This is a genomic window from Streptomyces sp. NBC_01478, assembly GCF_036227225.1.
Classification (GTDB): domain Bacteria; phylum Actinomycetota; class Actinomycetes; order Streptomycetales; family Streptomycetaceae; genus Streptomyces.
The window spans coordinates 4,745,232-4,762,723 of record NZ_CP109444.1; the positions used below are offsets into that span (position 1 = coordinate 4,745,232).

General features: G+C 70.5%; 13 protein-coding genes. 4 read left to right on the forward strand and 9 right to left on the reverse strand.

Translation table 11 applies throughout. The annotated features are described in order from the left end of the window. Nucleotides 1-25 precede the first annotated feature (25 nt). Nucleotides 26-541, reverse strand: a complete 516-nt coding sequence (locus OG223_RS21280) for a DUF6912 family protein (protein WP_329250881.1) — start codon at nucleotides 539-541, stop codon at nucleotides 26-28. A gap of 320 nt (nucleotides 542-861) precedes the next feature. Here OG223_RS21280 and OG223_RS21285 point away from each other — a divergent pair, with 320 nt between their 5' ends. Beyond that, entirely contained in the window at nucleotides 862-1,530 is a 669-nt protein-coding gene (locus tag OG223_RS21285; RefSeq protein ID WP_443073730.1) for an Rv3235 family protein, read from the forward strand. 511 nt (nucleotides 1,531-2,041) lie between these two features. On the opposite strand, the gene secA is transcribed toward OG223_RS21285, so the two are convergent. After that, nucleotides 2,042-4,855 (reverse strand): preprotein translocase subunit SecA, encoded by a 2,814-nt coding sequence (gene secA / locus OG223_RS21290; protein ID WP_329250885.1) that lies wholly within the window; start codon nucleotides 4,853-4,855, stop codon nucleotides 2,042-2,044. Between the two features lie 267 nt (nucleotides 4,856-5,122). Between secA and OG223_RS21295 the strand changes: the two genes are divergently transcribed. Further along, nucleotides 5,123-5,692 carry a GNAT family N-acetyltransferase gene (locus OG223_RS21295; protein ID WP_329250887.1) on the forward strand — a complete coding sequence of 190 codons (570 nt, stop codon included), beginning with the start codon at nucleotides 5,123-5,125 and terminating at the stop codon, nucleotides 5,690-5,692. A 58-nt stretch (nucleotides 5,693-5,750) separates the two neighbouring features. Further along, nucleotides 5,751-6,926 carry a winged helix-turn-helix domain-containing protein gene (locus OG223_RS21300; protein WP_329250890.1) on the forward strand — a complete coding sequence of 392 codons (1,176 nt, stop codon included), beginning with the start codon at nucleotides 5,751-5,753 and terminating at the stop codon, nucleotides 6,924-6,926. A gap of 19 nt (nucleotides 6,927-6,945) precedes the next feature. Here the strand turns inward: OG223_RS21300 and OG223_RS21305 are convergent, their stop codons facing one another. The 7 genes from OG223_RS21305 to mtnA form a co-directional block, all read right to left on the reverse strand. Continuing rightward, complete coding sequence (locus tag OG223_RS21305; protein WP_200691145.1) at nucleotides 6,946-7,692, reverse strand: response regulator; 747 nt, start codon at nucleotides 7,690-7,692, stop codon at nucleotides 6,946-6,948. A gap of 205 nt (nucleotides 7,693-7,897) precedes the next feature. After that, the gene (gene hpf, locus OG223_RS21310; RefSeq protein WP_019056767.1) at nucleotides 7,898-8,590 is read right to left on the reverse strand and encodes a ribosome hibernation-promoting factor, HPF/YfiA family; all 693 of its coding nucleotides are present in this window, start codon (nucleotides 8,588-8,590) and stop codon (nucleotides 7,898-7,900) included. Between the two features lie 313 nt (nucleotides 8,591-8,903). Further along, nucleotides 8,904-10,025, reverse strand: coding sequence for a ComF family protein (locus OG223_RS21315; protein WP_329250893.1), 1,122 nt, complete (start codon nucleotides 10,023-10,025; stop codon nucleotides 8,904-8,906). Between the two features lie 203 nt (nucleotides 10,026-10,228). After that, a complete protein-coding gene (locus tag OG223_RS21320) occupies nucleotides 10,229-12,067 on the reverse strand; it encodes an LpqB family beta-propeller domain-containing protein (RefSeq protein WP_329250895.1) in 1,839 nt (612 codons plus the stop codon). Then, nucleotides 12,057-14,138, reverse strand: a complete 2,082-nt coding sequence (gene mtrB / locus OG223_RS21325) for an MtrAB system histidine kinase MtrB (RefSeq protein ID WP_329250898.1) — start codon at nucleotides 14,136-14,138, stop codon at nucleotides 12,057-12,059. The genes OG223_RS21320 and mtrB overlap by 11 nt, the downstream gene beginning before the upstream one ends. Nucleotide 14,139: 1 nt before the next feature. Then, on the reverse strand, nucleotides 14,140-14,829 hold the full coding sequence (gene mtrA, locus OG223_RS21330; protein ID WP_187284748.1) for a two-component system response regulator MtrA: 690 nt from the start codon (nucleotides 14,827-14,829) through the stop codon (nucleotides 14,140-14,142). Between the two features lie 8 nt (nucleotides 14,830-14,837). Next, on the reverse strand, nucleotides 14,838-15,977 hold the full coding sequence (gene mtnA, locus OG223_RS21335) for an S-methyl-5-thioribose-1-phosphate isomerase (RefSeq protein ID WP_329250903.1): 1,140 nt from the start codon (nucleotides 15,975-15,977) through the stop codon (nucleotides 14,838-14,840). A 140-nt stretch (nucleotides 15,978-16,117) separates the two neighbouring features. Between mtnA and OG223_RS21340 the strand changes: the two genes are divergently transcribed. Beyond that, the gene (locus OG223_RS21340) at nucleotides 16,118-17,488 is read left to right on the forward strand and encodes a hypothetical protein (protein ID WP_329250906.1); all 1,371 of its coding nucleotides are present in this window, start codon (nucleotides 16,118-16,120) and stop codon (nucleotides 17,486-17,488) included. Nucleotides 17,489-17,492: the final 4 nt, after the last annotated feature.

Genomic DNA, 17,492 nt, shown 5'->3' on the forward strand with positions numbered 1-17,492 from the left:
CGGCACATTCCGGCACCGGGCAGGCTCAGTCGGCCAGCCCGACGAGGTTCGGGATCTCCTGCGTCGCGTACCAGAGCAGCTCGTGGTCCTCGGCCCCGTCCACGACGAACTGCGCGTCGTCGTCCCCTCGCTCCGCCGCCGCGAGCGCGTCGGCTGCGGCGCTCACATCGCCCTCCGCGTCACCGAGATCCACGTGTACGGCCGCCGCCTTGGCCAGCGACGCCGTTCCGCCGACCCGCACCTCGCCGAGCGCCGCCGGGTCCAGTCCGCGGTCGGGGTCGGCGTGCGCGGTGCCGTCGGGCACGTCGACGGCGACCACGACCCGGCGGCGCGGCGCCTCGGGGTCGGCCGCCAGCAGCCGCAGCGAGGCCAGCGCGGCCCGGTTCAGCGCCGCGTACTCCAACTCCTCGATGTCGTCGGAGAGGTACCACTCGCGCAGCGCGGGCGTCACGGCGTACGCGACGAAAGGTCCTGTCCCCAGCTCACCCGTCTTGTACGCCTCGGCGAGACCGGAGAGGGTCAGGGGGACGTAGACGCGCATGGCTGGCCGCTTTCGTAGTCGGAGAGTGCCTCGGGGAGGACGGTGCCGCGCCTCCGGGAGGGCCTTCAGGATACGTGCGCGGGTCCCCTATCGAGTCCCCACCCGCACCCCTGGAAGCGTCCACCCCACGCCGGAAATTCACCCGGGGCACCCTTGCAGTGACGGGCTCAAGGGCCCACTAATCACTCGGATAAGTGAACAATCCGGACCCTCCGACCCGCCCCGCCACGTCCTTGCATCCCCCACCCATGGCCCCGTACAAGATCCCCAACCAGAAGTTACTTCCCGGTACATTCCGGGCCGACCACACGGGGACCCCCATGCACAAGGTCATGAACAGGACCGCCCAGCCCACCCCGACCCGCCCGCCGACCCGCCGCGACCCCCGCCGCCCCGGCACGGGTTCGCCTCGCGGCCAGGGCGGGGGAACGTCCAGTACGACGCCTGCGGCCGAGGCGCCGGCGAGCGCGGCTCCGGCGAGGCACACGGACGCGACCACTACACCGCCCACACCGACGCCGAGCCACCGCACGAACCCCACGGCATCGACTCCCGTGGCAGACCGAACCGCGCCCCGTACCTCGCACGCCGAACCCCACACCGTGCCCGCACAGGCCACCCAGGCCGCCCGCAGCCGGGTTCCGCAGCCACGCCCCACCGATCTCTTCGCCGACCGCCTCCTCGCCGTGCTGAGCGGCCAGCGGCCCGTCCACTGGATGCTCCGGCACACCGCGGGCCGCGCCTACGACGACCTGGCCCTGCTCGCCGAACACAGCCCCCTGCGAGCCACCCGCGGCACCCGCCCGGTGGTGCGCGACATCGGCTACTACGTCGCCCGCCCGGGCGCCGTGGAGGCCTTCGCCCGCATCGGCGCGGGTGACCAGGTACGGGCCATGGCCTTCCGCCTGGAACGGGGCGCGGACCTCCGCTGGCGCTGCACGGCGGTGGAACTGGGCGGCCCTCGCGCGCCGCGCTCGGACGACGACTGAGGAGGGTTGACGAGGGTCGCCGAGCCGGTACCGGGTCCGGGGGCTACGGCGGCTGGCGGCGAGTGAAGCTGGGGCGGGACGGGGACGGGGCCGATGCAGGGGCTGGAGCTGAGGTCGGGGCTGGCACTCCCCCTGGCTCCGGCACCGGCACCGGCACCGGCACCGGCACCGGCACCGGCACCGGCAAGGCAACCGCCGCCCGCCGCACCGGGGCCGCCCAGTCGCACCCCGCTTCCCCGCCCGGCCCCGCCCCGCCTGCAACGCGCCCTCACGCCCGCCCGCGCACCACACAAGACACACGCACACACGCCGAAGGGCCAGGCGCCTTCACGATGCCTGGCCCTTCAAGGTCTCTGCACGGGGACTCCGCGCGGGAAGCGGCCCCGACTAGCTCAACCCCTCACTCAGGTCCACCCCGTCGAAGCGGGCCGCCCGCGCGGAGCGAACCCACGAAGCGGGGCAACCCCACGCCGCGGAGCGGCCCCGCGAAGCTACCCCCACAGAGCGACCGTCACTTCTTACGGCGGCTGCTCCGACGCCCCTGCTTACGGCGCTCCGCGCGCGTGAGGCCGTCCGCCTCGGAGCGCACCGGCTCGTCGTCGCTGGTGAAGTCGCCCTCGACGATGCCGCCCTCGCCGTCCACGCTGGGCGCGGAGAAGTGCAGCCGGTCCGGCCGCTGCGGGGCGTCGAGCCCCTTGGCGCGGATCTCGGGACGGGCGCTCGCCTGCGCGGGCACCGTGTCCTCCTTGTCGAGGGACGGCTTGTCGTCCTCCACGGGGACTTCCTCGACCTGCTGCTCGACCTGGACCTCCAGGTTGAACAGATAGCCGGCGGACTCCTCCTTGATGCCGTCCATCATGGCGGTGAACATGTCGAAGCCCTCGCGCTGGTACTCGACCAGCGGGTCCTTCTGGGCCATCGCGCGCAGGCCGATGCCCTCCTGGAGGTAGTCCATCTCGTAGAGGTGCTCGCGCCACTTGCGGTCCAGGACCGACAGCACGACCCGGCGCTCCAGCTCACGCATGATCTCGGAGCCGAGCTGCTCCTCGCGCTCCTTGTACTGCTCGTGGATGTCGTCCTTGATGGACTCGGAAATGAACTCGGCGGTCAGACCGGCCCGGTCCCCGGCCGCCTCCTCCAGCTCCTCCACGGTGACCTTCACCGGATAGAGCTGCTTGAACGCGCCCCACAGCCGGTCGAGGTCCCAGTCCTCCGGGAAGCCCTCGGCGGTCTCCGCGGTGATGTACGCGTCGATCGTGTCGTCCATGAAGTGCACGACCTGGTCCTGGAGGTCCTCGCCCTCCAGGACGCGGCGGCGCTCGCCGTAGATGACCTCGCGCTGCCGGTTGAGGACCTCGTCGTACTTGAGGACGTTCTTGCGGGTCTCGAAGTTCTGCTGCTCGACCTGCGACTGGGCGGACGCGATCGCGCGCGTGACCATCTTGTTCTCGATCGGCACGTCGTCCGGGACGTTCGCCATCGACATCACGCGCTCGACCATCTGGGCCTTGAACAGCCGCATCAGGTCGTCGCCGAGGGAGAGGTAGAAGCGGGACTCGCCCGGGTCGCCCTGACGGCCGGAGCGACCGCGCAACTGGTTGTCGATACGACGCGACTCGTGCCGCTCGGTACCGAGGACGTAGAGGCCTCCGAGGTCCTTGACCTCCTCGAACTCGTCCTTGACCGCCTGCTCGGCCCGCTCCAGCGCGGCGGGCAGGGCGTGGGCCCACTCCTCGATGTGCTCCTCGGGGTCGAGGCCCTGCTGGCGCAGCTCCGCCTCGGCGAGGTCGTCGGGGTTGCCGCCGAGCTTGATGTCCGTACCGCGGCCGGCCATGTTGGTGGCGACCGTCACGGCACCCTTGCGGCCGGCCTGGGCGATGATCGGCGCCTCGCGGTCGTGCTGCTTCGCGTTCAGCACCTCGTGCTGGATACCGCGCTTGGCGAGCTGCTGCGAGAGGTACTCGGACTTCTCGACCGACGTCGTACCGACGAGGATCGGCTGGCCCTTCTCGTGCTTCTCGGCGATGTCGTCGACGACCGCCTCGAACTTCGCGACCTCGGTGCGGTAGATCAGGTCGGACTGGTCCTTGCGGACCATCGGCCGGTTGGTCGGGATCGGGACGACGCCGAGCTTGTAGATCTGGTGGAATTCGGCGGCCTCGGTCATCGCCGTACCGGTCATGCCCGAGAGGTTGCTGTAGAGGCGGAAGAAGTTCTGCAGGGTGATCGTGGCGAGGGTCTGGTTCTCGTCCTTGATGTCCACCCCTTCCTTCGCCTCGATCGCCTGGTGCATGCCCTCGTTGTAGCGGCGGCCGGCGAGGATACGCCCGGTGTGCTCGTCGACGATCATGACCTCGCCGTCGATGACGACGTAGTCCTTGTCCTTCTTGAAGAGCTCCTTGGCCTTGATGGCGTTGTTCAGGTAGCCCACCAACGGGGTGTTCACCGACTCGTAGAGGTTGTCGATGCCCAGCCAGTCCTCGACCTTGCTGACACCGGCCTCGTGGATGGCGACCGTGCGCTTCTTCTCGTCGACGTCGTAGTCGGCCGTCTCCTCCAGGCCCTTGAGGGAGTTGCCGGCCTCGCCCTTCTTCAGGCGGGTGACCAGCTTGGCGAAGTCGCCGTACCACTTGGTGGCCTGGTCGGCCGGGCCGGAGATGATCAGCGGCGTACGGGCCTCGTCGATGAGGATGGAGTCGACCTCGTCGACGATCGCGAAGTTGTGGCCGCGCTGCACCAGTTCGTCCTGCGACCACGCCATGTTGTCGCGCAGGTAGTCGAAGCCGAACTCGTTGTTCGTGCCGTAGGTGATGTCGCACGCGTACTGCTCGCGGCGCTGGGCCGGGGTCATGTTGGCGAGGATGCAGCCGACCTCGAGGCCCAGGAACTTGTGGATCCGGCCCATCATCTCGGAGTCGCGCTCGGCCAGGTAGTCGTTGACCGTGATGATGTGGACGCCGTCTCCGGAGAGGGCGTTCAGATACGCGGGCAGAGTGCCGACCAGGGTCTTGCCCTCGCCGGTCTTCATCTCGGCGACATAGCCGAGGTGCAGGGCGGCGCCGCCCATCATCTGCACGTCGTAGTGGCGCTGGCCGAGGACACGCTTGGCGGCCTCGCGCACGGTGGCGAACGCCTCGGGCAGCAGGTCGTCCAGGGTCTCACCATCGGCGTAGCGCTGCTTGTACTCCTCGGTGAGGGCCTTCAGCTCGGCGTCGGAGAGGTCCACGAAGTCCTCTTCGATGGACTTGACCTGGTCCGCGATGCGGTGCAGCTTGCGCAGGATCTTGCCTTCGCCTGCACGCATGATCTTCGAGAGGACGGACACGGGGCTTGGTCTCCTTGCCGGTCGGGCCTGGGACAGTCGGTTTCCAATGACATGGCTGAGCAACGGCCATCGTATGCGAGGACCCCGCCACGCCGGGAGCCTGCCGGGGACGCCGACCGTCCACTACTTCAAAACTGCTTCAAAGGCACAACGGCCGGGGGTCGCCGATGGTGCCGCGTCGTTCCGAGGAATTGCGCGAAATGTGATCACCCGCTCACACAGCGCGAAAGGATGGCGTCCTTGTGCGCCCCCGAGCAGAATCGGCCGATGGAACCCGTCACGCTCACGACCGACCGTCTTCTCCTGCGCGGCGTCGGCCCGCAGGACACCGATGTCGTGTATTCCGCCGCCCAGGACCCCGAGATCCAGCGCTGGACGACGATCCCCTCGCCCTATCTCCTGGAGCACGCGCGGAGTTTCACCGAGCAACTGGTCCCCGAGGGCTGGGCGAACTGTTCGATGTTCACCTTCGGTGTCTTTCTCCCCGAAGGGGAGTTGGTGGGCATGCTCGCCATCACGATGCGCTCCCTGGGCGTCGGCGAGGTCGGCTTCTGGGCCACGAAGCGGCACCGCGGCAACGGCTACATCACCGAGGCCACCGTCGCCGTCTCCCGCTGGGCCTTCACCCGGCTGTCGATCGACCGCGTGGAATGGCGCGCGGAGGTCGGCAACAAGGGCTCCCGCGCGGTGGCCGAGCACGCCGGTTTCACCATCGAGGGCACGCTCCGCTCCGCGATCAACAACAAGGGCGTACGACGGGACTGCTGGGTGGGCTCCCTGCTCCCGTCGGACCTGGGCCTGCCGTCGACGGCGCCGTACCTCCCCGCCCAGCCGTAACGCGACAAATCCCCAGCTCAGCCCGCATTGTCAGTGCCACCCTCTATCGTGCGGAGACATGACGAGTGCCCCGCGCCCCACGACCGACCTGTCGGCAGCCGACGCCCGCCGCATCGCCCTGCGCGCACAGGGTTTCCTCGGCGCCCCCGACCGCCGCGCGGGCGTGCGCGGCGTGCTCCGCCATCTCGGCGCGGTCCAGCTCGACACCATCTCGGTCCTCGCCCGCTCCCACGAACTCATCCCGTACGCGCGCCTGGGCGCCGTCCCCCGCAGGACGGTGGAGGACGCGTACTGGACGGAGACACACGCCTTCGAGTACTGGTCCCACGCCGCCTGCATCCTCCCCGTCGAGGAGTGGCCCCACTTCGCCTTCCGCCGCCGCGCCTACCGCAGCCGCCCGCACTGGAACCACGACCTCCCGGACGGCACCTACGACCAGGTCATCAAGCAGCTCCAAACCGAAGGCCCGCTGACGTCAACGGAGTTGGGCGGCGCCAAGCGCACCAGCGAGTGGTGGGACTGGTCCGGCGCCAAGGTCGCCGTGGAGCGCGCGCTCATGTACGGCGAGGTGGTGTGCGTGGAGCGCCGCGGCTGGAAGCGGGTGTACGACCTCGCCGAGCGCGCGATCCCGCAGCCGCTTCTGCACGACGAGCTGGATGACACGGAGTGCCTTCGCCGGCTGGTCCGGCTGGCGGGCCAGTCCTTGGGCGTCGGCACGCGCGCGGACATCGCCGACTACCACCGCCTCAAGGGCGAGCAGGTCGACACGGTGATCGCCGACTCGGGCCTGGTCCCGGTCACGGTCGAGGGCTGGGGCAAGCCCGCCTGGGCCGACCCGACGGCCCTGGAGACACTCCCGCGCGGCCACCACCGCACCACACTCCTGTCCCCGTTCGACTCCCTGATCTGGGAGCGGGCCCGCACGGAGCGCATCTTCGGCTTCACCCACCGCCTGGAGGCCTACGTCCCCAAGCCGAAGCGGATCCACGGCTACTTCGCGATGCCGGTCCTGGCAGGTGGCCGGCTGGTCGGCCGCGTCGACCCGGCGAGGGAGGGCCGCACCCTGGTGGCCAAGCAGGTCACCCTGGACGGTGTGAAGGCCGTCCCGTCCGTGGCCCAGGCCCTGGTCGAGGCGGCGAGCTGGGTGGACTGCACGGACGTACGCGTGGAGCGGGTCGACGCCCCCGAACTGCGCGCCCCCCTCGCCAGGGAGCTCGTCCGTCTCCTGGCGTGAGGGTCGGCGGTTCTCGGGGTCAGCGGATCTCGAGGATCTTCTCGCGCATCGCGTAGACCACCGCCTCCATCCTGGAGTGAAGCTGCAGCTTCTCCAGGATGTTGCGCACATGGTTCTTCACGGTGTTCTCGGAAATGAACAACTGCTTGGCGATATCGCGGTTGTTCATACCTGTGGCGACGAGTTTGAGAACCTCCAGCTCACGGTCGGTGAGCCGCGGCGCCGGCACCAGTCGGCGCTCGTCGGTGCGCTGGATCATCGACTTGAACTCGGTGAGCAGTTTCGACGCCATGGAGGGGCTGATCTGCGACTGCCCGTCGGCCACGGCGCGAATGGCGGTGGCCACTTCGTCGGTCGAGATCTCCTTGAGGAGATATCCCGTCGCGCCCGCCTTGATCGCGTCGTAGAGATCGGCTTCTTCATCGCTGATCGTCAGCATGATGATCTTCGCGCTGGGTGCCACCTCCTTGATGGAGGTGCACGCCTCGATCCCGCCCCGCTTCGGCATCCGTACGTCCATCAGGACGATGTCCGGCAGCAGATCCGCCGCTTTGTCCACGGCCTCCGCGCCGTCACCGGCCTCGCCGACGACCTGGATGTCCTCCTCGGCCGCCAGCACGATCTCCAGGCCGCGGCGGAAGAGTGCGTGGTCGTCCACGACAAGGACTCTGATCGGCTCCTTGCGTGTCGAGCCCGCTTCCGGGCCCATGCCGACGACGCCGCCGTCGGTATCACCGACATGCATCGGTCCGAAGCTGTCCGCCATCGTTCCTCCCCCTGAAGGCTGTGGCCTGTGGTCCTGTGCCATCGCCAACCCAAGGCAGCGGCCCACCGGTTGGGCCTGTACGGCCATGATTCCATGCCCGGACGACAGTGCGGTCACGGAGCGGGGCGCGAAGTGGTCGCACACCGGTGCCCCTGGGGGCGCACACGCGCTCCAGGGGCACCGGCTCAGCGGTCGGCCGGGTGGGTCAGCCGCCCAGCGTGCCGCCGGCCGCGGGCGGTTGCGCCTGCGTGACCATCGGGTCCGTGCTGAGGTGGATGACGCCGTAGTCGTAGGCGTGCCGTCGGTAGACGACGCTCGGTTCCTTGGTCTCGGAGTCGACGAACAGGTAGAAGTCGTGTCCGACCAGTTCCATCTCGTAGAGCGCCTGGTCGAGGGACATCGGAGAGGCGACGTGGGTCTTCTCGCGGACGACCAGGGGGCCTTCGCCCTTGACCTCCAGCGAGCCGATCTTCTTGGTGGGCACACCGTCCGACTGCTCGTCCGGAACGGCGTGGCCGTTGCCGTTGAGCGTCGCCGCGCCCGGGACGTGGTCGGGGACCTCGGCGGCGGTGAGCCGACGGGCACCGCGGCGCGTGTTGCGCTTGTCGTGCTGCTTGCGCAGCCGGGCATCCAGCTTCTCCGCCGCGAGGTCGAGTGCCGCGTACGGATCGTTGGCCGAGGCCTCCGCCCGGATCACCGGACCGCGGGAGCGGAGCGTGATCTCCACTCGGTCACAACGGTCGGCCTGTCGGGGGTTCGGCTCCTTGGACACCTCCACGTCGAGGCTGATCACCTTGCCGTCGAGCTTCTGGATCTTCTCCAGCTTCAGCTTCTCGGCCACGTGCTTGCGGAACCGCTCGGGCACCTCGGTCTTGCGGCCCTTGACGACGATGTCCACGCAGAACTCCGTTCCCGGATCGCTCCGCTTCGCTGCGGAGCGTCTCCCTTTCGCACCAGGCTCCGGTCACCCCGGAACCTCGGACTCGGTGACTTCCACCTCCTCCTCCCCCATGGGCAAGATCTCCACCCCATGGCCGCGGGTGATTGCAGAAAACCCGCAGCACGGCATTCGGATAGGAGAGGTGCGGCCTGCGCCTTTCTCTCACAACCGAACATATCTCGCCCGGACGGATGTCGTCACCCTCTACCGCGGTGTACCTCCGTTCAGGTGAATTGCCCCTGTCATTACCTGCAACGACGCAAGTCAGTGGTCAGTTCCGGTTTATTTCGAAGGAATCCGGCGACGCGGCGATCACTGCCGCGCAGATCAGGTCAGCGGGGCCGTTCACGTCCACGATTCCCGGTGCACTGAGTGCCATGTTCCTCCCGTTCTCCATCGGTCTCCCGATGTGTTCCTCTCTGCCTTCCCTGGACACACGGCCATACACGGCGGCAGTTGCGCCAACTTCTCCGCCGCACGCGATCGCCTCACGCACGGCACGCGCCGCCTCCCTCAAGGAGGCCCCCGTCGTCATCAGGTCGTCGACGAGCACCACCGGACCGCCCGCGAGCAACAGGGCGCCGCCCGCGACCACCTCCAGCGCACCGGCGAGATTGTCCAGCCGCTCCCGGGAGTTGAGCCCCGACTGATCCGCGACCCACCGCCGCTGCCGCAACACGGCCACCACCCGGGCCGGCGTCCCGCTCCGCCGCAACTCCCCCGCCGCCGCCAACGCGATCCGCCGCGCCGGATCATGACCCCGGGCCCGCACGGCCCATCGCGCGGAGGGCACGGGAACCAGCAGCACAGGACCTCCGGCCCCACTTCTGGACGAGGCGGGGCCCCCGACATCTCCCCGACCACACCCCGCTCCCCCTGCGACACCTCCACCCCGGCCGCCCTGGTCACTCCGGCGACCTTCGCCGTGCCTCGGGCGACCTTCGCCGTGCCCGCCGCCCACGTCACTTCTGCGCCCCCTACCGCGCCCGCCGCCCGCGTCACCCTCCTCCCCCAGCTCCCCGAACCCCGACGTCAAGCCCCTGCCCACCTCCCTCGCAGCACCGTCCACTCTCACAGCCCCGTCCCCCAACCCCCACTGCTCCCGAAGCCCCACCCGCACAGCGCCCGCCAGCGCCGCGCCCAGCGGCCCCGTGAGGGCCAGTGCGCCGCGTTCCTTGTGGGCGAGGAGCACCGCGCGCACCTCGTCCGCGTAAGGAGCCGCCGCGTACGCCGCCGGCAGCCCGGCCGGCTCGGGCGTCGGCCGTACCCGGCTCGGCACGGCCCCGGTCAGGGCCGCACGGCACTCCGGGCAGAGCACCGTGCGAGGCCTCCCGCAGCCTCCGCACTCGGCCGGCAGCACCAGGTCCGTGAGATCCCGCCACCACCCCCGCATGCCCACCACTGTGCCAACGCCCCCGCCGACCGGCCACCCCTGTGGACAACGCCCTGTGGACAACTCGGCGCAGCCGTCAACAGCCGTCACCCACACGGGTACAAGGCCACCCCGGAACACACGAACGGCCGCCTCCGCCGAGCCTCAGCCCGACCGAAGACGGCCGCTTTTCGCGTCGAACACCTCAGCGCGTCACCAGCGCCTCACCCCGGATAAACCGGCGCCGACCCCGTCTTGACGACCTTCTGCCACTGCGCCCCGCTGGGCAGCCGTACGATCCCGTCCTCCGAGTAGGCCACCAGCGGCAGCTTGTCGTCCTCGGACGCGGCGATCTCCTTCACCCCGGTCAGGGCCGCGGGCGCCGGACCCTCGGGCGTGGAGCCGTCGACCTGGACGTACCGCATCTGCAGCACGCCTTCGTGCTCGCGTCCCACCACCACGAGCCGGCTGTCCCCGGCCCACGACATGGCCGTGATCTCCTCCAGGTCCGGGGTGACGGAACGGAGTTCGAGCACCGAGACCACCGGCGGCTCCCCCGTCGTCCCGCTCCGCTGGATCCGCCCGATGAGCAGGGACCGCTTGCCGTTCTTCTCCACGACGAGCGCGATCCGCACCCCGTCGGCGGCCACCCGCACCGACTCGATACGGCCGTCCAGCCCCAGCGTCTCCACCGCTATCGGCTGCCCCGCGCCCTTCTGCAACACGAGCAGCCGGGGCTTCTTCGGGTCCCGGTCGGCCACCCAGAGGTCGCCCTGCGCGTCCCAACTGGGCGCCGTCAGCCGGTCGGCCTCCGTCTTGCCCTGGCTGGTGAGCACGGGGTCCCCGAGCGATGCACCGGACACCATCGACCCGACGTAGAGCGACTTCCCGTCGAGACCGACCCCGGCCCCGACCTCCTCGTCGCGCGACACCGCAACCGACCGCAGTTGCCTGTCGCCCTCGCCCAGCGCGCCCGGCACCGGATCGGCGTGCGTGCCGCGGCTGACGCCGGGCATCCGCACCACGCGGTGCTTGTCGTCGAGGAAGTACAGGTACTCGGGGCGGTTCACGGCACCGTGTGCCGCGAGAGACTCGGCGCTGTTGACGTTGTAGACGCACAACTGCGCGCCGTTGGCGGCCTGCAGCTCGACCTCGTCCACCGTGGGCGTGATGGTCTGGAGCGTGTACAGGATCTGCGTGGCCATCTCGTCGCACCGGGCCAGCCCCACCCGCGAGGCCTTCTGGTTCAACGGGACCGTCAGCCTGTTCTGGTCGTCGGGCGTCAGCGAGGTGACGCCCTTGCGCAGCGCCGTCCCGGTGGGGAAGCTCGACCTGACCACGGGCCCGAGCCAACTGGTGGGCCCGTTGAGGAGCGACCGCACCATCTGCGTCATGGGGTCCACCCGCCGCCGTACGAACACGGGGTCGGCGACGGCGATCGTCTGCGAGTTCGTCCCGGCCGAGGTGTTCGACGCGAAGTAGTACTTGTTGACGGACATGTAGTTGCGCTGGAAGTCCGACTCCCCCATGACGACGCCCTGCGGGAGCCCGTCGATGCGCCACTGGCCGCTCTTCGCGTCCTTCGTCAGATGTACGGCCTTGCTGTACTTCCCGTCCGCCGGCGCGTAGGCCTGCTGCGAGTCCACCGTGGCAACCCGGTCGCCGGCCAGTGTGTACGTGAAGGTGCCGGTGTCCTCCTGGCCGACCGGGGGACGGACGGCGTCCGTGCTCGGCCCGTCGGCGAGCACCGTGGTGGACAGCCCGGGCTGCCATTCCCGCGCGGCCTTGGCGGTCAGGTACAGGCGCGCTGTCTTGTAGTTCGGATCGTCACTGGTCAGCGCCTCCAGGAAGCCCTGCACGATCTCCCCCTGCGACGCGTCCTCCCGGGGCGGCATCGCGAAAACGCGCACCTGGGTGTCCTGTCGCGGCGTCGACTCGACCCCCCGGAGATCCCCGCTGTCGGGCATCGAGGCGCACCCCGCCAGCACTACGACGCCCATCGCGACGTACGCCACCGCGCGTCCCGGCTTCCGCCGGGCGCCCCCCTCGCGGTCAGCGCCCACGAGATGCCTCCCCTTGCTTGTTCGAGTCCTCCGGTACAGCGGCCGGGTCCGTGCTGCCCGGAGCCTCGCTCCGAGCCGGATCCGCGGGCGACCGGTCCTCCTGCCGCCGGGCGCTGCCGGTCGGCCGGGGCACCACGCGCGCGCCGTTGCCGGGCAGCGCCGTCGGGTCCGCCGTGGCCGTGGTGGCCGGCCTCGGGGCGATCGGGTCCCGCGAGGCCATCGGCGGCACCTGGTCGCCCATCGGCTGCACCGGGACCGTCGCGCGCTTGTCCCCGCCCCCGCTCGGCAGACCGGCGTCATTAAGTCCACGATTACGGCGTGAGTCCTTGGGCTCCAGGGGTATCGGCGAGCCCCGTAGCGGTTCGTCCGCGGTCCGCGGCAGCGTCAGCCGGAACTGCGAACCGCCGCCCGGCTCACCCCACGCCTGCAACCAGCCGCCGTGCAGCCGCGCGTCCTCCAGGGCGATGGACAGCCCCAGACCCGTACCACCGGTGGTACGCGCGCGTGCCGGGTCCGCCCGCCAGAAGCGGCTGAACACCCGGGTCGCCTCACCGGGCTTGAGCCCCACCCCGTAGTCGCGCACCGCGATGGCTACCGCCCCGCCCGCGGAGGCGAGCTTGACTATGACGTCCTTGCCGTCGCCGTGCTCCACGGCGTTGACGACGAGATTGCGCAGCACCCGCTCCACCCGCCGGGGATCGGCCTCGGCGACCACGGGCTGCTGGTCGCCGACGACCCGTATCTGCGTGCCCTTGCGCTCGGCGAGCGGCTCTGCGCCGCTGAGCACCCGCCGTACGACCTCTCTGAGGTCGATCGGCTCGGCCTCCAGGGCCGCCGCGCCCGCGTCGAACCGGCTGATCTCCAGCAGGTCCGCGAGCAGCGTCTCGAACCGGTCCAACTGGTCGGCCAGCAGCTCCGCCGACCGCGCGGTCATCGGATCGAAGTCCACGCGCGCGTCATGGATGACATCGGCCGCCATGCGTACGGTCGTCAGCGGCGTCCGCAGTTCGTGCGACACGTCGGACACGAACCGCCGCTGCATCCGCGAGAGGTCCTCCAACTGCTGGATCTTCAACTGGAGGTTCTGCGCCATCTTGTTGAAGGCCTCGCCGAGCCGCGCGATGTCGTCCTCACCGGTGACCTTCATCCGCTCCTGGAGCCGCCCTGCGGACAGCCGCTCGGCGATCCCGGCGGCCATCCGCACCGGCGTGACGACCTGCCGCACGACGAGCCAGGCGATGGCCCCGAGGAGTACGACGACGAAGAGCCCGGCCGTCGCAAGCGTCCCCTTGACCAGGCTGAGCGACTTCTCCTCCTGGGTGAGCGGGAAGAGGTAGTAGAGCTGGTACGGGTTGTTGTTCAGGTCGTTGACCTGCTTGCCGACGACCAGCGCGGGCTGGGACTCCTTGCCGTTGCTGTAGATGATCCGGGTGTAGCTCTGGGCCGCCGACGTGTTGTCGTTGACGCGGGCGCGCAGGGCTTCGGGCACGCTGGCGGACGGGTCGACGTACCCGGAACCGCGCGGGCTGCGACCGGCGCCGCTGTCCGCGCCCGCCGGCAGCGTCACCACGTCGAAGGCTCCCTGACCGCCGCTGGACAGCGACGACACGAGGTCGCTCATCCATGAGATGACGTTCTGCGGGGAGTTGCCGCCGGTCGCGGAACCGTCGTCGGCGGTCCCGCTGGCCGCCTCGTCGGCCCGCTGCTTGGCCACGGCGAAACCGCCCGTGGCCTGGCTCTGCGAGGCCTTCACCTTGGCGTCCAGCAGGCCGTTGCGCACCTGGCCGATGACGACGAAGCCCAGCAGCAGGACGACGCCGAGCGACATCAGCAGGGTCGTGACGACGACCTTGAGCTGGATGTTGCGCCGCCACAGCCGCATGACCGGCAGCAACGGCCGGCGCACCCAGCGCATGAACAGACGGAGGACCGGGCTGCCCTGGACTCCGCCCTGCAGCAGCCCGCCCTCCCACAGGCGTCCCCACCGGGAGCCCGCCGCCGTCCGGCCGACAGGCCGCCCCGCGCGGGCCCCGGACCCTCCGGGCGCCGAGGCGGCACTGTCTCTGGACATGTCAGCTCGGTCCCGCCTTGTAACCGACCCCGCGGACGGTCACCACGATCTCCGGCCGCTCCGGGTCCTTCTCGACCTTGGAGCGCAGCCGCTGGACATGCACGTTGACCAGCCGGGTGTCGGCCGCGTGGCGGTAGCCCCAGACCTGCTCCAGGAGCACCTCACGCGTGAACACCTGCCACGGCTTACGGGCCAGCGCGACCAGCAGGTCGAACTCCAGCGGCGTCAGCGCGATCGACTGCCCGTCCCGCTTCACGGAGTGACCGGCCACGTCGATGACCAGATCGCCTATGGCGAGCTGCTCGGGCGCCGGCTCCTCCGACCTCCGCAGCCGCGCCCGGATCCGGGCGACCAGCTCCTTCGGCTTGAACGGCTTCACGATGTAGTCGTCAGCGCCCGACTCCAGGCCCACCACGACATCGACGGTGTCGCTCTTCGCCGTGAGCATCACGATCGGCACCCCGGACTCCGCCCTGATCAGGCGGCACACCTCGATACCGTCCCGTCCGGGCAGCATCAGGTCCAGGAGCACCAGGTCGGGCTTGCTCTCACGGAAAGCGGCCAGCGCCTTGTCGCCGTCGGCTACGAAAGACGGCTCAAAACCTTCACCACGCAACACAATGCCGAGCATCTCGGCCAGTGCGGTGTCGTCATCGACGACAAGGACTCGTCCCTTCATAAACGACATCATCCCATTAACTAAATCGTTACCTGTCGTGACCTGTCACACAGCTCTGCCAGCGCCCCCGCCGTCACGGGCGAAACAGCGCCTTCTTCGGTGACGATCGCCGTCACCAGCTCGGGAGGCGTCACGTCGAACGCCGGGTTGTACGCCTGGGTCCCCAGGGGTGCCACCGGAATCCCGCCTCCCGCTCCCGACACCGTCACTTGGGGTGACGTGATCTCCGTCACTTCGAAGCCGGGGCGCTGCTCCACCTCGATGGACGCCCCGTCCGGCGTGTCCATATCCACCGTCGTCACCGGCGCCACCACGATGAACGGCACATGGTGGTACCGGGCGAGCACGGCGAGCGGATAGCTCCCCACCTTGTTCGCCACCGAACCGTCGGCGGCGATCCGGTCCGCCCCGATCAGTACCGCGTCCACCTCCCCGGCCGCGAACAAAGAGCCCGCCGCGTTGTCCGTGAGCAAGGTGTACGCCATTCCGTTGCGTGCCGCCTCATACGCCGTCAGGCGAGCACCTTGCAGCAACGGACGCGTTTCGTCCACCCACAGCCGCCTCAGCCGCCCGTCCCGGTGCGCCGCGAGCGCCACCGCGAAGGCCGTGCCCTCGCCGCCCGACACCAGCGCCCCGGTGTTGCAGTGGGTCAGAATCCGGTGCCCACCACCGGGCAACAGCTCGTCCAGCAGGGCCAGTCCGTGCGCGGCCATCCGCGCGCTGGCCTCGGCGTCCTCCCGGTGCAGCCGCCGCGCCGCCGCCAACGCGGCCCCGGCAGCCTGCTCCGGATCACCTCCCTTGGACACCGCGTCCCGGTGCGCGGCCCGGGCCCTGCGCACGCCCACGGAGAGGTTCACCGCGGTGGGCCGGGCGCCCGCCAGCGCGATCGCGGCCTCGTCCACGTCGAAGCCCCGCGCGGCGGCGAGCGCGACGCCGTACGCCCCCGCGATGCCGAGCAGCGGCGCCCCGCGCACCGCCAGCGAGCGGATCGCGTCCACCAGCGCGGACGCGTCCGTGCACACCAGCTCGACCTCCTCGGCCGGCAGTCTCGTCTGGTCGAGAAGGACCAGCACCGGACCCTCGGGGGGCTCGTCCCATCGGATCGCGGGTATCTCGGTCGGCCGGCCGTCCTCGCCGGATTGCGCGTGCTGATCAGCCATGCGGTCAGTCTGCCCCGGATCCGGCGGACAATTGAAGGTGTGCAGCCCATACCGCGGCCGGTCACCGCTCGACCACCCCATGGCACGATGGCTGCCAACCTGCCGCCGCGCCCGCGGACGGGCACCGTGAAGGAGCGACGATGAACGACACTCCGGGCTGGGCCTCGCCCGGATCCGCCCCGCCCGACGGGCCCGAGCCCGGCGCGTCCCGTCCCGCCGATCCGGCGGACGGCTCCGGTCACGCACAGCCCGCGGACCAGCCCGGCACGGACCCGTCGGGCTCCGGCCCGCAGTGGTCCAAGGAGCAGCCCCCACCCGGCCAGTGGTCCGCGCCCACCGGCGCCCCCGGCCAGGCACCGCCGCCCCCACCCCCGGGCCCGGGCTGGGGCGGCGGCCACCCCGGCGGCCCGGCCGGCCCCGGAGGCCCTGGGGGATACGGCGGCGGCTACGGAGGCTACGGCGGGCCCGGTGGCAACGGCGCTCCCGGCGGCTGGGGCACCGGCTGGGGCGGCCCCCCGCCCGCGGCCAAGCCCGGTGTCATCCCGCTCCGCCCGCTCGGCGTGGGCGAGATCCTCGACGGCGCCGTCTCCACCATGCGCACCTACTGGCGCACGGTCCTGGGCGTCTCGCTCACCATCGCGGTCGTCATGCAGACCGTCGTCGTCCTCGTCCAGGGCTTCGCCTTCAGCGACCTCACCAGCACCAACGCCCTCGACGACCCGAACGCCAGCGCCTCCGAAGTGACCCGCGCCATGAGCGAGGCCTTCCTCAGCACCGGCGTCGTCTACCTGGTCGTCCTCATCGGCACCGTCGTCGCCACCGCGCTGCTCACCGCCGTCACCAGCCGCGCCGTACTCGGCAAGCCGGTCACCGCCGGAGAGGCCTGGCGCGACGCCCGGCCCCAGGTGCTCAAGCTGTTCGGCCTGATCTGCCTGCTGGTCCTCATGGCCGTCGCCCTGATCGGCGTCCCCACCGTGCCCGGCATCCTCGTGGCCGTCACCGGGTCGCAGGACGCGGGCATCGCGCTCGCCGTCCTCGGCGGCCTCGCCGGCTCCGTCGTCACCCTCTGGCTGGCGATCCGCTTCTCCCTGGCCTCGCCCGCGCTGATGCTGGAGAAGCAGGGCATCGTGAAGTCGATGACCCGCTCCGCGAAGCTGGTGCGCGGCTCTTGGTGGCGGATCTTCGGCATCCAACTGCTCGCCCAGATCATCGCGAGCATCCTGTCGTCCATCCTCGTCATCCCGTTCGCCTTCATCGCCGGCCTGTTCAGCGGCGACGGCCTCAGCGGCCTCGTCGACGGCACCGGCAACCTCGGCTGGACGTTCCTCATCATCAGCGGCATCGGCTCGGTGATCGGCCGCATGATCGCGTTCCCGATCACGGCGGGCGTCACCGTGCTCCTGTACATCGACCAGCGCATCCGCCGCGAGGCCCTCGACCTCGACCTGGCCCGCGCCGCCGGCATCCCGGACCAGGGCACCGCGGCCCCCGGCCCCACCCCTGGGAGTTGATGCG

What these genes read in the sequence shown, in the direction of transcription:
- OG223_RS21280 (WP_329250881.1), bottom strand. Translation starts at nt 541, where the DNA reads ATGCGCGTCTACGTCCCCCTGACCCTCTCCGGTCTCGCCGAGGCGTAC.
- OG223_RS21285 (WP_443073730.1), top strand. Translation starts at nt 862, where the DNA reads ATGCACAAGGTCATGAACAGGACCGCCCAGCCCACCCCGACCCGCCCG.
- OG223_RS21295 (WP_329250887.1), top strand. Translation starts at nt 5,123, where the DNA reads ATGGAACCCGTCACGCTCACGACCGACCGTCTTCTCCTGCGCGGCGTC.
- OG223_RS21300 (WP_329250890.1), top strand. Translation starts at nt 5,751, where the DNA reads ATGACGAGTGCCCCGCGCCCCACGACCGACCTGTCGGCAGCCGACGCC.
- OG223_RS21305 (WP_200691145.1), bottom strand. Translation starts at nt 7,692, where the DNA reads ATGGCGGACAGCTTCGGACCGATGCATGTCGGTGATACCGACGGCGGC.
- OG223_RS21315 (WP_329250893.1), bottom strand. Translation starts at nt 10,025, where the DNA reads ATGCGGGGGTGGTGGCGGGATCTCACGGACCTGGTGCTGCCGGCCGAG.
- mtrB (WP_329250898.1), bottom strand. Translation starts at nt 14,138, where the DNA reads ATGTCCAGAGACAGTGCCGCCTCGGCGCCCGGAGGGTCCGGGGCCCGC.
- mtrA (WP_187284748.1), bottom strand. Translation starts at nt 14,829, where the DNA reads ATGATGTCGTTTATGAAGGGACGAGTCCTTGTCGTCGATGACGACACC.
- mtnA (WP_329250903.1), bottom strand. Translation starts at nt 15,977, where the DNA reads ATGGCTGATCAGCACGCGCAATCCGGCGAGGACGGCCGGCCGACCGAG.
- OG223_RS21340 (WP_329250906.1), top strand. Translation starts at nt 16,118, where the DNA reads ATGAACGACACTCCGGGCTGGGCCTCGCCCGGATCCGCCCCGCCCGAC.